16 protein-coding genes are annotated in these 12,594 nt (G+C 65.9%); 7 read left to right on the forward strand and 9 right to left on the reverse strand.

The genetic code is table 11. The features are described from left to right. Positions 1 to 5: 5 nt before the first annotated feature. From sdhD to FNZ56_RS03520, 3 genes are read right to left on the reverse strand one after another with little or no spacing between them, the layout of a single operon-like run. The gene (sdhD, locus tag FNZ56_RS03510) at positions 6 to 401 is read right to left on the reverse strand and encodes a succinate dehydrogenase, hydrophobic membrane anchor protein (RefSeq protein WP_143878514.1); all 396 of its coding nucleotides are present in this window, start codon (positions 399 to 401) and stop codon (positions 6 to 8) included. Beyond that, on the reverse strand, positions 398 to 808 hold the full coding sequence (gene sdhC / locus FNZ56_RS03515) for a succinate dehydrogenase, cytochrome b556 subunit (RefSeq protein WP_143878515.1): 411 nt from the start codon (positions 806 to 808) through the stop codon (positions 398 to 400). The genes sdhD and sdhC overlap by 4 nt, the downstream gene beginning before the upstream one ends. Positions 809 to 860: 52 nt before the next feature. Next, positions 861 to 1,031 carry a DUF1674 domain-containing protein gene (locus FNZ56_RS03520; RefSeq protein WP_407070498.1) on the reverse strand — a complete coding sequence of 57 codons (171 nt, stop codon included), beginning with the start codon at positions 1,029 to 1,031 and terminating at the stop codon, positions 861 to 863. Between the two features lie 22 nt (positions 1,032 to 1,053). Between FNZ56_RS03520 and ygfZ the strand changes: the two genes are divergently transcribed. Beyond that, positions 1,054 to 1,917 (forward strand): CAF17-like 4Fe-4S cluster assembly/insertion protein YgfZ, encoded by an 864-nt coding sequence (gene ygfZ, locus FNZ56_RS03525; protein ID WP_246064683.1) that lies wholly within the window; start codon positions 1,054 to 1,056, stop codon positions 1,915 to 1,917. Further along, on the forward strand, positions 1,914 to 2,732 hold the full coding sequence (fdhD, locus tag FNZ56_RS03530) for a formate dehydrogenase accessory sulfurtransferase FdhD (RefSeq protein WP_143878516.1): 819 nt from the start codon (positions 1,914 to 1,916) through the stop codon (positions 2,730 to 2,732). Before ygfZ ends, fdhD begins: the two co-directional genes overlap by 4 nt. Positions 2,733 to 2,833: 101 nt before the next feature. On the opposite strand, the gene FNZ56_RS03535 is transcribed toward fdhD, so the two are convergent. The 5 genes from FNZ56_RS03535 to FNZ56_RS03555 all read right to left on the reverse strand — a co-directional run bounded on the left by FNZ56_RS03535 (position 2,834) and on the right by FNZ56_RS03555 (position 8,757). Continuing rightward, positions 2,834 to 5,104, reverse strand: a complete 2,271-nt coding sequence (locus FNZ56_RS03535) for a thiamine pyrophosphate-dependent enzyme (protein WP_143878517.1) — start codon at positions 5,102 to 5,104, stop codon at positions 2,834 to 2,836. Positions 5,105 to 5,203: 99 nt separating this feature from the next. Continuing rightward, positions 5,204 to 5,845 (reverse strand): glutathione S-transferase family protein, encoded by a 642-nt coding sequence (locus FNZ56_RS03540; RefSeq protein WP_143878518.1) that lies wholly within the window; start codon positions 5,843 to 5,845, stop codon positions 5,204 to 5,206. After that, positions 5,842 to 6,393, reverse strand: a complete 552-nt coding sequence (locus FNZ56_RS03545; protein WP_143878519.1) for a GNAT family N-acetyltransferase — start codon at positions 6,391 to 6,393, stop codon at positions 5,842 to 5,844. The genes FNZ56_RS03540 and FNZ56_RS03545 overlap by 4 nt, the downstream gene beginning before the upstream one ends. Before the next feature lie 168 nt (positions 6,394 to 6,561). After that, complete coding sequence (locus tag FNZ56_RS03550; RefSeq protein WP_143878520.1) at positions 6,562 to 7,725, reverse strand: acyl-CoA dehydrogenase family protein; 1,164 nt, start codon at positions 7,723 to 7,725, stop codon at positions 6,562 to 6,564. Positions 7,726 to 7,932: 207 nt separating this feature from the next. Further along, a complete protein-coding gene (locus FNZ56_RS03555; protein WP_143878521.1) occupies positions 7,933 to 8,757 on the reverse strand; it encodes a glycine zipper 2TM domain-containing protein in 825 nt (274 codons plus the stop codon). Positions 8,758 to 8,917: 160 nt separating this feature from the next. Between FNZ56_RS03555 and FNZ56_RS03560 the strand changes: the two genes are divergently transcribed. From FNZ56_RS03560 to FNZ56_RS03570, 3 genes are all read left to right on the forward strand, one after another. Further along, positions 8,918 to 9,151, forward strand: coding sequence for a DUF6116 family protein (locus tag FNZ56_RS03560; RefSeq protein ID WP_143878522.1), 234 nt, complete (start codon positions 8,918 to 8,920; stop codon positions 9,149 to 9,151). A gap of 1 nt (position 9,152) precedes the next feature. Further along, on the forward strand, positions 9,153 to 9,929 hold the full coding sequence (locus tag FNZ56_RS03565) for a TatD family hydrolase (protein ID WP_143878523.1): 777 nt from the start codon (positions 9,153 to 9,155) through the stop codon (positions 9,927 to 9,929). An 82-nt stretch (positions 9,930 to 10,011) separates the two neighbouring features. After that, positions 10,012 to 10,545, forward strand: coding sequence for a hypothetical protein (locus FNZ56_RS03570; protein WP_143878524.1), 534 nt, complete (start codon positions 10,012 to 10,014; stop codon positions 10,543 to 10,545). A gap of 53 nt (positions 10,546 to 10,598) precedes the next feature. Here the strand turns inward: FNZ56_RS03570 and FNZ56_RS03575 are convergent, their stop codons facing one another. Next, the gene (locus FNZ56_RS03575; RefSeq protein WP_143878525.1) at positions 10,599 to 11,381 is read right to left on the reverse strand and encodes a tRNA threonylcarbamoyladenosine dehydratase; all 783 of its coding nucleotides are present in this window, start codon (positions 11,379 to 11,381) and stop codon (positions 10,599 to 10,601) included. Between the two features lie 61 nt (positions 11,382 to 11,442). On the opposite strand from FNZ56_RS03575, the gene FNZ56_RS03580 reads away from it, so the two are divergent. Beyond that, complete coding sequence (locus FNZ56_RS03580) at positions 11,443 to 11,895, forward strand: cytochrome c (protein WP_185970782.1); 453 nt, start codon at positions 11,443 to 11,445, stop codon at positions 11,893 to 11,895. A gap of 149 nt (positions 11,896 to 12,044) precedes the next feature. Next, positions 12,045 to 12,506: a peptidoglycan-associated outer membrane lipoprotein precursor gene (locus tag FNZ56_RS03585; protein ID WP_143878527.1), complete on the forward strand. Its 462-nt coding sequence runs from the start codon at positions 12,045 to 12,047 to the stop codon at positions 12,504 to 12,506. Positions 12,507 to 12,594 lie beyond the last annotated feature (88 nt).

Raw genomic sequence — 12,594 nt, forward strand, 5'->3', positions numbered from 1 at the left:
GCGGATCAGGCTCCCAGCGCGACGCGGACGACGGCGAGCACGCCGGCGATGGCCGCCAGTGCGCAGAAGAAGATGTTGGCGAGGTGAGCGATGCCGGCGAACAGCGGCGTATGCACGTAGTCCTCGATCACCACCTGCAACCCGAGCTTGGCGTGCCAGCAGGCGGCGATGAGGAACGCGACCAGCAGCGTCGCGTTGAGCGGATCGGCGACCATCATGCGGGCACGCGCATAGTCGGCGCCGCCCAGCGACAGCAGCAGGCCGAGCAGCCATGCGCCGGCGAGCACCAGGGCGATCGCGGTGACGCGCTGCCAGAGGAAATGCCCGGTGCCGTCCTTCGCCGAGCCCAGCCCGCGCGCCTGCTTCAGCGGCGTGCGGAATTCGCCGCGATTGGCGTTCATGCATGCCCCCAATGCGCCAACACGACGCCCCAGACCAGCGCGACCAGCACGAAGCTGCCGATGATCGAAAGCCAGCTGCTGCGCACGAATTCCGGTATCGCGTAGCCCTGCCCCGCGTCCTGCACCAGGTGGCGAATGCCGTTGACCAAGTGATAGGCCAGCGCCCAGCTGAAACCGAGCAGCACGAGCTGGCCGAACGGTGATCCCGCGCAGGCGGCGAAGGCGGCCCAGCGTTCCGGCCCGCCGGCAAGCGCCAGCAGCCCCCACACGAGCCCGATCAAGCCGACGGCGAGCACGATGCCGGTCGCGCGATGCAGGATGGAAGTGACCATCTGCACCTGCCAGCGGTAGACCTGCAGGTGCGGCGACAGCGGGCGCTCGCGCACGCGTGGTTCTGGGGCGGTCATGGGCGATGCTTTCTCCGGCTGGGCGGCTCACGCCGCGTGGCGAGGCAGGAACCTAGAAGTCGATGCAACGGCCATCTTTCTCCCAATCGCCATAGCGCACGGGGTCGAGCCCGCCGCGTCCGCCGATTTCCGGCGCCTGCGGCGCTTCCGGCGCGGGATCGCGCGGTTCCACGGGCGTGGCCGGCTTGGGGTCTTGGCCTATCATCGGGGTCTTCACAGCCATTCAAGTTTACGTCCAGCCGCCAATGCCGGACAACCTGCAGCCCACGACGATCCGGGAATTCTCCCTGCCCGACCACGATGCCCTGGCCATCGCCGGCCGCGATGCGGTGAAATTCGCGCACGCGCAGTTCATGAGCGACGTGGCCGCGCTCGCGCCCGGGCATTGGCAATGGAGTGGTTGGCTGACGCCCAAGGGCCGCGTGATCGCGCTGTTCGCGCTGCTGAAACTCGACGACGAAACCCTCTGGCTGCTACTGCCGGACTTCGGTGCCGGCGAACTGGCTTCGCAGCTGCAGCGTTATGTGTTCCGCAGCAAGCTCGAACTCAAGCCGCGCGACGATCTGGACATCAGCGGCACGTTCGCCGCACCCACACGGGCTGCTGGTGCCGTGTTCGCAAGGAACGGCGAAAGCATCGAACTCGACATGGGCGCAGATGGCGGCGCGCGAACGCTGCGCATCGACGCCACCCGGGCAGCGGACGATCCGAAATCGCAGTCGGAATGGCTGGCCTTCGACCTCGCCCACGGCCTGCCGCACCTGCCCGAATCCCAGCGCGAGCACTGGACGCCGCAGCAGCTCTCGCTGGAGCGGTTGAAAGCCTTCAGCGTGAAGAAGGGCTGCTATCCCGGACAGGAAATCGTCGCGCGCACGCATTTCCTCGGCCAGGCCAAGCGCGGGCTCGCGGCGTTGTGCGCGGCGAAACCGATTCCGATGGAAGCGGGCGTCGAACTCGACGGCGCGGCCATCGGCAAGGTCGTGTCCGCGACGCCGGGCGAGCCCTGCTTCGCGCTGGCGGTGTTGCCGCTGGATCGCGGTTTCGGCGCACTGACTTCCGCCGGACTCGGCCTCAACGACATCGGCCTGCGCGACGGCCTGGCGCGATGAAGCCCGCCACGGCCGGCGCGGTCGAACGCACGGTGCAGCAACGTTCGCCGAGCGGATCGAACGAACGCCGCGACACCGTCGCCAGCGAAGTTCCCATCGCCCTGCACTACAACGAAGCGCCGTTCGCGGTGCTGATGGCCACGCCCTGCGACCTCGCCGACCTCGCGCTCGGCTTCTCGCTGAGCGAAGCCATCGTCGAATCCCGCGATGAAGTCCGCATCGACGGCATCGAGGAATCGGTCGACGGCATCGCCATCCGCATGGCGATTCCCGCATTGCGCGCCGGCGTGCTGGAAGATCGCCGCCGCAACCTGCCTGGCTACGGCGGCTGCGGCGTCTGCGGCAGCGCCACAGTCGAATCGGTGCTGCGCGCGCCGCCGCTCATTGCGAGCGAATTGCGCATCGATGAAAACGCATTGCACCGCGCACTGGCGGAATTGCGCGAACGCCAGCCGTTGAACGCGGCGACGGGTGCCACCCACGCCGCGGGATTCGCGAACGCGGATGGCGAATTGCGGCTGGTGCGCGAAGACGTGGGCCGGCACAACGCGCTGGACAAGCTGATCGGCGCGATGGCCGCGGCCGATATCGATTCCGACAGCGGTTTCGCCATCGTCACCAGCCGCGCCAGCTACGAACTGGCGATGAAGGCCGCGCAGGCCGGGATTCCGCTGCTCGCCGCGATTTCCGCGCCGACCTCGCTGGCGATCGCACTGGCGGAGTCGGCGAAGCTTTGCCTCATCGGCTTCGCCCGCGAAGGCCATTGCGGCGTGTATGCGCATGCGGAGCGTTTGACGCACGCATTTCCGCTGTAGGAGCGCTCTCGAGCGCGACCGGCGCGCGCCTTGCAGAAAGCGTCGCGCTCAAGCGCGCTCCTGCAAATACTTGGCAACCGTCGCGCCCCTGCGGTGCGCTCCTACAAAAGCTCGTCCGCCGCGGCGATGATGTCCTCGTCCTTCGGGATCACCAGGAACGCGGCGCCGGCCAGCGGCGTGTAGGTGTCCGCGCCGACCACGCGCCGGAACGGGCGCGCGCCGTAACCGCCTTCTGCGATCGCGGTGATCACGCCCTCGCCCACGCCCGCGCTGTGGCGGCCTTCGTCGACGATCAGGATGCGTTTCGCCGATTTCGCCTGTTCGACGATGTATTTCTCGTTGAGCGGCACCAGCCAGCGCAGGTCGACGACGCGTACCTTCCAGCTGTGTTTCTTTTCGATCTCGCGCGCGGCGCGCAGGCTCATCGGCATGCCGTTGCCGTAGCTGAAGATCACCAGGTCGTCGTTGCCCTCGCCGTAGATGCGGCCTTCGCCCAGCGGCATCGCCTGATCCGGCGCCGGATAGGTCGTCAGCCACTGGCCGTCGCCGGCTTCGTACAAGTCTTTCGTCATGTACAGCGCGATCGGTTCGAGGAACACGCTGACGCGCCCGTCCACCTTCGCCAGCGCGGTCAGCGTGCGCAGCATCGTCGCCGCGTCGTCGCCGCGCGAGGGGCAACCGACCACGAGGCCGGGGATGTCGCGCAACGCGGTGATCGAATTGTCGTTGTGGAAATGCCCACCGAAGCCGCGCTGGTAGCCGAGACCGGCGATGCGCACCACCATCGGGTTGGCGTACTGGTTGTTGCTGAAGAACTGCAGGCTCGCCGCCTCGCCGCGAATCTGGTCGCAGGCGTTGTGGAAGTAAGCGAGGTACTGGATCTCCGGAATCGGCAACATGCCCATGTTGGCGAAACCCTGGGCCATGCCGAGGATCATGGTTTCGTCGAGCAACGTGTTGAACACGCGGCGTGCGCCGAAAGCCTTCTGCAGGCCCTTGGTCACGGTGTAGACGCCGCCCTTCTGCGCCACGTCCTCGCCGAACAGCAGCGTGTCCGGATACTTGGCGAAGATGTCGTGCAGCGCGTTGTTGATCTGGATCGCCATGTGCCGCGGCGCCTGCTTTTCCGGCAGTTTCTCCTCGCTGCCGAAAGCCTTGACCCGCGCCTCGTGCTCCGGCGCGCGCGCAGCTTCCTTCGCGACCTTGTCCGGCGTATACGGCGCCAGCGGCGCGACCACGTGTTCCAGCGTCTCGATGCGTGGGCGCCTGTCCGCGTCTTCGGCGGCGGCGAAGCACTTCTTCCTCGTGTCTTCGTACAGCGCGAGGATTTCGTCCTTGCCCATCAGCCCCGATTCCAGCGCGATCTGCGCCGAACGCAGCAACGGGTCGCCGGCTTCGACGTTAACCAGCTCCTCGATCGAACGCCATTCGATCTCGAAATCGGTGCCGGCGTGGCCCATGATCCGCATCGTGCGCAGGTGCAGGAAGGTCGGCCTGCGCGTGCGCCGGCAATGCTCGACCGCGCGTTGCACGTCGCCATAACCGGCGGCGAGGTCGAGTCCGTCGGCGAAGAAATAATCGAGGTCGGGGCGGTTGCGGAAGGATTCGGCGATCCAGCCGCTCGGCGTCTTCACCGAAATGCCGATGCCGTTGTCCTCGCAGACGTAGAGCACCGGCGCCGGCAGCTTCTGGTACGCGGTCCACGACGCGGCGTTGAACGCGGTCTGCGCGGTGGCGTGGTTCGCGGACGCGTCGCCGAAGGAGCAGATCGCGATGGAATCGCCGGGAACCGGCAACTTGTGGCCGATGCGTTTCGCTGCCTCGATCGCGACCGCGGTACCCAGCGCCTTCGGCAAATGCGAAGCGATGGTCGAGGTCTGCGGCAACACCCACAAGGGCTTGCTGCCCCAGACCTTGTGGCGGCCGCCGGAGGCGGGATCTTCCGCGCTCGCAGCGAACGAGAGCGCCGAGTCCATGATCGGATCCATGCCGGGGATCTTGCGGAAACGCTCGGCCATGAAGCCGCCGCTGCGGTAGTGCAGGAAGGCCGGATCGGTGTGCCGCGTGGCGCGCGCGACCATCGCGTTGCCCTCGTGGCCGGAACTTCCGATGGTGTAGAAGACCTTGTTCTGCACGCGCAGCACCCGCGCCATCAGGTCGAGGTGCCGCGAGATCAGCTGCGATTCGAACAGCTCGCGGAACGCCTGCGCATCCAGCGCGCTGCCATCGAGGATCGCCTCGCCGGGAGACGGCTTCGCGTCCGGCGTGCCGTTCCACGACTTCACGAATTCGCTGAAATTGACGTCGCAGATCTCGGCCCGGTTGAGGCCCTTCATGCGCGCGGGGATCGGGTTCGGAACGGTGGCGAACATTTCTTTTTCTCTTTTTTGCCATCCTGAGCGTAGCGAGGGACCGCTTTATTGCCCGGAGCGAAGAAGCAGGTCCTTCGGCTTTGCCTCAGGATGACGTCGTCATGTGGATTGGTCGATCAACGCCTGCGCCTCGGCATCCGGCGCGGGCATGGGCACGAAGTCCGGCGTGGCCTCGACCCGCGCCAACCACGCGCGCAGCGCGGGATATGCATCGAGCGCGATGCCGCCGTGCGGGGCGACGCAGGTATAGGCATACAGCGCGATGTCGGCAATGCCGTAATCGCCGCCTGTGAACCAGTCGTGCGCGGACAGGTGCTTTTCCATCACCGACAGCGCGGCATGGCCGCGTTCGCGCAGCTTCGGCAAATCCGCACGACGCGGGGAATCGGCCGGCGTCCAGCCGCAGATGAAGCGCGCGACCGCGATGTAGGGTTCGTGGCTGTACTGTTCGAAGAACATCCAGCTCAGCGCCTGCGCCTTCTGCCACGAATCCGCGGGAAGGAATTTCGTGCCTTCCGCCAACCAGCACAGGATCGCGTTCGATTCGACCAGGATGCGGCCGTCGCTCGTTTCGAGCATCGGCACCTTGCCGTTCGGGTTCTTGGCCAGATAGTCCGGGGTGCGCGTCGCGCCGCGCGCGCTGTCGGTTTCGATCCACGCGTAATCGCGACCGAGCTGTTCCAGCAGCAGCTTGACCTTGTGGCAATTGCCCGAGGGCGAGAAGCCGTAGACGGCGGTCATGCGAAGCGCTTCCGGTTTTCGGCCCACTCTTCGCGCGTCTGGCCCCAGACGTCGATGGCGTGCGCGTCCAGCGGCGGCGGCAATTTGCCCGGGCCGCGGTTGCGCGAACCCAAGCGCTGCGCGACCGCCTGCGAAGCGGTGTTTTCCGGGCTGATCGAATGGATCACTTCGTCCCAACCCAGCGTGTCGAAGGCGTAATCCATCGTCGCGGCGCAGGCTTCGGTGGCGTAGCCCTTGCCGCGCGCGTCCATGTGGAACGAATAGCCGACTTCGGTGCCGAGCCAGCCGTCGGGAAACCAAGGGCCGGCCTGTCCCATCCAGCGCCCAGTGGCCTTCTCGACCACGGAAAACATCGCGAAGCCCTGCACGACCCATGCGCCCGGCATTTGCAGGAAACGGCGCCACGCATCGTGGCGCGACAGCGGGCCGCCGATGTGGCGGGAACTGTCGTCGGCCAGCATTTCGGCGTAGCGCTCGAAGTCGCCGATCTGCGGCACGCGCAGGAGCAGGCGTTCGGTTTCCAACGTCGGACCGATTTTGTTCTTCACTCGTCAGTCTCGCCTCTGCATTTGTTCGTCATTCCCGCGAAAGCGGGCATCGTTTCACAGACTTCATGTCTGTGTATCCAGTGTCTTTGATCTTCATTCGGAATGAAAAAACAGCAAAGACGCTGGATTCCGGATCGCCGCTGCGCGGCGTCCGGAATGACGGATGGCTCAGAACGCGTTGATGCCGGTCAGCTCGCGGCCGATCACCAGCTGGTGCACGGTTTCCGTGCCTTCGTAGGTGATGACCGATTCCAGGTTCAGCGCGTGGCGGATCGCGGCATGCTCGGTGGTAATGCCGGCGCCGCCGAGCAGGTCGCGGCATTCGCGCGCGATGTCGATGGCCATGCGGCAATTGTTCCACTTCGCCAGCGAGACCTGCTGCGGCGCCATCGTGCCGGCGTCCTTCAGGCGGCCAAGCTGCAGCACCAGCAGCTGCGCCAGCGTGATGCGCCGGGCCATGTCGGCCATCTTCAGCTGCGCGCTCTGCGTCGCCGCGACGGGGCGATCGAACAGGATCCGTTCTTTGGTGTAGCCCAGCACTTCGTGCAGGCAGGCGATCGCGGCGCCGATCGGGCCCCAGGTGATGCCGTAGCGCGCCTGCGTCAGGCAGCCCAGCGGCCCCTTCAGGCCCTTCACGTTCGGCAGGCGACTGCTGTCCGGCACGCGCACGTTGTCGAAGAACAGCGCGCTGGTCACCGATGCGCGCAGCGACATCTTGTGCTTGATTTCCTGCGCGCTGAATCCGGGCATGCCCTTCTCCAGCAGGAAGCCCTGGATGCCATCCTCGGTCTGCGCCCAGACGATGGCGATGTCGGCGAGGTTGCCGTTGGTGATCCACATCTTGGAACCGTTGATCACCCAGTCGTCGCCGTCGCGCACGGCACGGGTCTTCATGTTCGCCGGATCGGAACCGCCGTGCGGTTCGGTCAGGCCGAAGCAGCCGATCACCTTGCCCGCGGCCATGTCCGGCAACCAACGCTGGCGCTGCTCCTCAGAACCGTAGGCGAAGATCGGATACATGCACAGCGAGCTCTGCACGCTGACGAAACTGCGGATGCCGCTATCGCCGCGCTCGAGTTCCTGGCAGATCAGGCCGTAGCTGACGCCGTTGAGTCCGGCGCAACCGTATTTTTCGGGAAGCGAGGAACCGAGCAGGCCGAGTTCGGCGATTTCCGGCACCAGTTCCTTCGGGAAACGCCCTTGGTCGAAGGCATCGCCGATGATCGGAATCACGCGCTCGTCGGTGAACCGGGCCACGGTGTCCTGCACCGCGCGTTCTTCTTCGGTCAGCAGGGAACGGACATCGAACAGATCGTAGGGATTCAGGGCCATGGCAGCGGTCGGCGAGTGGGAATTCGGCAATCCGCCATTGTAAGCCTGCAAGGCGTACAACCGGACCCTGCGATGTGCCCGACGAGCATCGGCGGAATGCCGTTCCCCGCCGGCAAGCCCAGCGATTCGCCGACATGGCACGGGCGGCACAAAAAAACGGGGCCGGATCGCTCCGGCCCCGCGGGGTCATGCCATGTCGCTGGCGTTTCAGCCGTGGGTCGTGTCCGACTCCACCGACGCGGTCTGGGTCACCACCTGACCATCGACCACCGGCAGGCGGTCGCCCACCGGCTTCTGGTCCATGCGCACGGTGTGCTCGACGCCCTGGTAGCTGTAGGTCACGTCGTAGCCGACCGTCTTGTTTTCGGTACCCAGCGCGATCCGGCTACCCGGCTTGCTGCCCATGCGCATCGTGCCGGTGGTGCCGTCCGGATTGCGGTAGGTGACGTTCCAGGCCACGGTCTTCGACGAGGTCGAAGTCGAGGTCTCGGTGTGGCATTGCTGTTCGGTCTTGTTCACCACCTGCCCACCGACATGGCGTTTATCGATTTCGCGCCCGGCGAACCCGCCGCCGACCGCGCCGGCCACGGTCGCGAGCTTGCGGCCATTGCCCTTGCCGACCTGGTTGCCGATCAGGCCGCCGATCACGGCGCCGGCCACGGTGCCTCCGACGTTGCCGTCGCGCTCGGGCGCGCGTTCCTGCACCACCACGTCCTGGCAGACCTGGTGCGGGGTGGAAGTCGTGCTCGATTCGCGCACCGGATCGGTGCCGATCACGGTCGCGTACGCCTGCTGCTTGCTGGTGATCGGCTTCACGCCGACGACGTCCGCGTATTCGGCTTGCGGCGACGCCGGGATGCTGGTGTCGGCGGTGGCGACATCCGCGGCGGCATCGAGCGACGACGGCGTGGCGAGATCGCCCGGCGCGGATGCGGAGATCGAATCCGGCTGGCGCATGTGCTGGAACGCGGCCACGGCGACGCCGCCGACCAGCAGCGCAGCGATCGCGATGGCGAGGGTGCTCTTGTTCATTTCGTGGTCTCCCGCGGCCCCGGCCGCATGACATGGACGCGCCGATTGCAGCACCACCGCCCTGAGCGGCAGCCAAACGGCTGAATGGGCCGTCCGCGGAACAAACCCGGCGCCTGCATTGCGTGCTAGCGTCGGCCGAACGCGATGCCCGGAGACTTCCATGCCCAACCCCCTGCTCGGCCCGGTCCTGCGCTGGTTCGGCAAGCTCAGTTATCCGAGGCTATTCGCGGTCGCGGCGTTCCTGTTCGTGGCCGACATGCTGATCCCGGACGTGATTCCCTTCGCCGACGAACTGCTGCTCGGCCTCGGCACCCTGCTGCTCGCGAACTGGAAGAAGAAGGAACCGTCGGCGGACGCCAAGCCGCCGATCGAAGGCGATTCCGAACGCCGCTGACATGCGGCTCGTCGACAGCCACAGCCATTTCGACGCCGCCGAATTCGACGCGGATCGCGCGCAGGCGCATGCGCGCGCTCTGGCCGCGGGCGTCGCGCGGCAGATCGTGCCCGCGGTCGATGCCGCCGGCTGGCCGAAGCTGAAACGGGTCTGTGCGGAATTCGGTGGATTGTTCCCGGCCTACGGCCTGCATCCGATGTTTCTCGAAGCGCATCGACCCGAACACCTGGACGAACTGCGCAAGTGGATCGAACGCGAGAAGCCGGTCGCGGTCGGCGAATGCGGACTGGATTTCTTCGTCGAAGGACTGGATGCGGAAACGCAGGTGTTTTATTTCGAAGCCCAGTTGAAGCTGGCCCGCGAATTCGGCCTGCCGGTCATCGTGCATGCGCGCCGCGCGGTGGATGCGGTGATCGCCGCGATCCGCAAAATCGACGGACTACACGGTGTCGTGCACAGTTTTTCCGGCAGCGCCGAACAGGCGGCACAACTGCACAAGCTCGGCTTCCTGCTGGGCATCGGCGGGCCGGTCACGTACGAACGCGCGAATCGCCTGCGCGGGATCGTGGCGGCGATGCCGCTGGAACAGTTGTTGCTGGAAACGGATTCTCCCGACCAGCCCGGCGCGGCGCATCGAGGCGAACGCAACGAACCGACGTTCCTGCCCGAGGTGCTGGACGTGGTGGCGGGCTTGCGCGGGATGGATCGCGATGATCTCGCCGCGGCGACGACGGCGAATGCGGAACGGTTGTTCGGGCTGTCCGCCTATGTGCATTGACCACTGCCGGCCAGGCTTATGCCAAAATTCGCATGTGCCATCGCACCGTCCGGCACACCGAATTCTTCCCGAGGAAAGCAACATGCGACATGTCGTTACGATTTATCTTCTGACAGCCCTTGCCGGCTTCAGCGCATGTCATGCCGCTAATGCAGCAACGCAAACAAGGCATGCCCAGCATCACACCGCGAACATGTGCCAGCTAAGCAAGCCAACCACCAACGCAACGGCATGGCCGCGAGCAACTGGATTTCTTAATGAAGGATCCACCACCATTTATGTAATTTGCGGTTATCCCTCTCCTGAGGGTGGGTATGGGACTGCAACCGAGCAGCGGATTATTCTGATGACACTCGACGGGCAACCTCACAGTATCGATTGCACCGGGGTAGCCGGAATGTGGCCCGGATCAAACGACACCGTCTTTGTTACCAAGAACATAACCACTTCGCATTCAGCGGAACTTGGTGGAGATTTTTTGGTTTTTTTACCGGAAGACTTCAATCTGCCGCAAGGGTCGACGCTGCCTGCGAGTTTTTCGATCACCTGCAAGCTTCCTGCTCAGACAGGAATTAACGACGGTTACACTACAAGCACAACTAACGTAGGCAACTAAACCTACCTTCATCCGATACTTTGAATTTAAGAAACCGCGGCATTCAAGCGCCGTTACCGCAGCAACATCTCGATACCCTTCCCCACCGCCGCGAACGCGAACGCGCCTGTGACGTGGGTCGCGGCGCCGAGTCCCGCGCCGCAGTCGAGCTTGAGCGCTTCGTCCTTGCCCAGTTGCGGGCGCACGCCGCAGACACTGCCGTCGGCCTGCGGGTAGCGCACGTTTTCCAGCGAATAAATCGCCGGCACGCCGAAGTAGCGGTCGTGATTCTTGGGGAAATTGAATTCCCCGCGAAGCTTCTTGCGGATCAGCGACAGCATCGCGTCGTGTTCGGTGCGCGAAAGGTCGCGCACCCGGATCTGGGTCACGTCGCTGCGCCCGCCGGCGGAACCGACGGCGACGATGGGCTGCTTGCGCCGGCGGCAGTACGCGATCGCCTCGACCTTGGTGCGGAAGCTGTCGCAGGCGTCGAGCACGAGGTCGAAACCGCCGCCGAGGATGTCGTCGAGGTTGGAAGGCGTGAGGAATTGCGGCTTCGCGTCGATCTCGATCCGCGGGTTGATCGCGCGGCAGCGTTCGGCCATGGCCTCGACCTTGGCGCGGCCGTACTGGCCTTCCAGCGCCGGCAACTGGCGATTGGTGTTCGACACGCACAGGTCGTCGGCGTCGACCAGCGTGAGCGCACCGATGCCGCTGCGCGCGAAGGCTTCGACCGCCCACGAACCGACGCCGCCGATGCCGACCACGGCCACGCGGCAGGCCGAGAGCCGCGCCAGCGCGCCGCTGCCGTAGAGGCGGTCGATGCCGCCGAATCGATCGCGCAAGTCGCGTTCCATGCCGTGGATTCTAGCCGGCGGGCGCATGCTATCGTTCGGCGAAACCTTCCGGGGAACCGCCATGTCCGCCCAGCCCGAAGCGAAGCCGAAGTCGTCCGCCGCCATGCGCTACCTGTTCCTGTTCCTGCTCGGGCTGGTCATCGGCGCCATCGGCGTGGTGATGCTGATGCGCACCTGGGACGCCCGCAAGACGCCGCAGGATCGTTTGCCGGAAGCATTGATGGATCTGCAGGCATGGCATGCGGGTAAGCTCGACGAAGCGATCAAGCAGAACCGCTGCGACGCCACCAACACGATCCCGCACTTTCGCGCAATGCGTTCCACCGGCGAGGACCTCGAGGCCGCGTTCCCCGACCTCGCCGACGACCAGCGTTTCAAGGACCACGCGGCGAAGTACCGCGGCACGCTCGATGCCGCGCTCGCCAGCCCGCCGCTGGATTGCGCCGGCGTCGGCACCACGCTCAAACAGGTGGGCGAAGCCTGCAAGGGTTGCCACCAGGACTTCCGCAACTGAGCCCGTTGCCGCGGGGATTCATCGCGGCATCACCGGCCTGAACGCGACCTTTCCCGAACCGGCATCGTTGCCGGGGAGTTCATGCACGCAAGCCTAGGGTGGCATCGACCGCGGCCGGCGCCGCGCGTCCCATCCCACGGAGACGAGCCATGAACACGACCCTGCGCATCACCACCGCGACCGCCCTGCTCGCTTCGCTGGCGCTCGCCGGCTGCGCGACCACCTCGCCCGGCTACGGCAATGGCGGCTACAACAACGGCTATTCCAGCGCGTCCTGCTACGACTGCGGCACGGTGCAGAGCATCGAGAACGTCGGGCGCACGCCGAACGCCACCGGTGCCGTGCTCGGCGGCATCGTCGGCGCGGCCGCCACGCGCGAAGCCGTCAAGAACCACACCGACAGCAGCGCCAAGGCGAATCGCGCGGCCGTGGCCGGCGCGGTCGCGGGCGCGGTCGTCGGCAATGCGATCCAGAACCATACCGGCACCGGCTACAACATCGTGGTTCGCACCAACGACGGCCGCACCATCACCGCGATGCAGGACGACCTCGGCTCGATCCGGGTCGGTTCCTACGTCGAGGTACGCAACGGCCGCGCCTACCTGCGCTGAACCCGCGACGCGATCCGGCAAAGGCCCGCTTCGGCGGGCTTTTGCTTTTCATGGAATGCGCACGCGCTAGGATGGCGCCGTCCCCCGA

The organism is Lysobacter lycopersici (assembly GCF_007556775.1).
Taxonomy (GTDB): Bacteria; Pseudomonadota; Gammaproteobacteria; order Xanthomonadales; family Xanthomonadaceae; genus Pseudoluteimonas; species Pseudoluteimonas lycopersici.

What these genes read in the sequence shown, in the direction of transcription:
- ygfZ (WP_246064683.1), top strand. Translation starts at nt 1,054, where the DNA reads ATGCCGGACAACCTGCAGCCCACGACGATCCGGGAATTCTCCCTGCCC.
- FNZ56_RS03560 (WP_143878522.1), top strand. Translation starts at nt 8,918, where the DNA reads ATGCCCAACCCCCTGCTCGGCCCGGTCCTGCGCTGGTTCGGCAAGCTC.
- FNZ56_RS03575 (WP_143878525.1), bottom strand. Translation starts at nt 11,381, where the DNA reads ATGGAACGCGACTTGCGCGATCGATTCGGCGGCATCGACCGCCTCTAC.
- sdhD (WP_143878514.1), bottom strand. Translation starts at nt 401, where the DNA reads ATGAACGCCAATCGCGGCGAATTCCGCACGCCGCTGAAGCAGGCGCGC.
- FNZ56_RS03520 (WP_407070498.1), bottom strand. Translation starts at nt 1,031, where the DNA reads ATGGCTGTGAAGACCCCGATGATAGGCCAAGACCCCAAGCCGGCCACG.
- fdhD (WP_143878516.1), top strand. Translation starts at nt 1,914, where the DNA reads ATGAAGCCCGCCACGGCCGGCGCGGTCGAACGCACGGTGCAGCAACGT.
- FNZ56_RS03580 (WP_185970782.1), top strand. Translation starts at nt 11,443, where the DNA reads ATGTCCGCCCAGCCCGAAGCGAAGCCGAAGTCGTCCGCCGCCATGCGC.
- FNZ56_RS03540 (WP_143878518.1), bottom strand. Translation starts at nt 5,845, where the DNA reads ATGACCGCCGTCTACGGCTTCTCGCCCTCGGGCAATTGCCACAAGGTC.
- FNZ56_RS03555 (WP_143878521.1), bottom strand. Translation starts at nt 8,757, where the DNA reads ATGAACAAGAGCACCCTCGCCATCGCGATCGCTGCGCTGCTGGTCGGC.
- FNZ56_RS03535 (WP_143878517.1), bottom strand. Translation starts at nt 5,104, where the DNA reads ATGTTCGCCACCGTTCCGAACCCGATCCCCGCGCGCATGAAGGGCCTC.
- sdhC (WP_143878515.1), bottom strand. Translation starts at nt 808, where the DNA reads ATGACCGCCCCAGAACCACGCGTGCGCGAGCGCCCGCTGTCGCCGCAC.
- FNZ56_RS03570 (WP_143878524.1), top strand. Translation starts at nt 10,012, where the DNA reads ATGCGACATGTCGTTACGATTTATCTTCTGACAGCCCTTGCCGGCTTC.
- FNZ56_RS03585 (WP_143878527.1), top strand. Translation starts at nt 12,045, where the DNA reads ATGAACACGACCCTGCGCATCACCACCGCGACCGCCCTGCTCGCTTCG.
- FNZ56_RS03565 (WP_143878523.1), top strand. Translation starts at nt 9,153, where the DNA reads ATGCGGCTCGTCGACAGCCACAGCCATTTCGACGCCGCCGAATTCGAC.
- FNZ56_RS03550 (WP_143878520.1), bottom strand. Translation starts at nt 7,725, where the DNA reads ATGGCCCTGAATCCCTACGATCTGTTCGATGTCCGTTCCCTGCTGACC.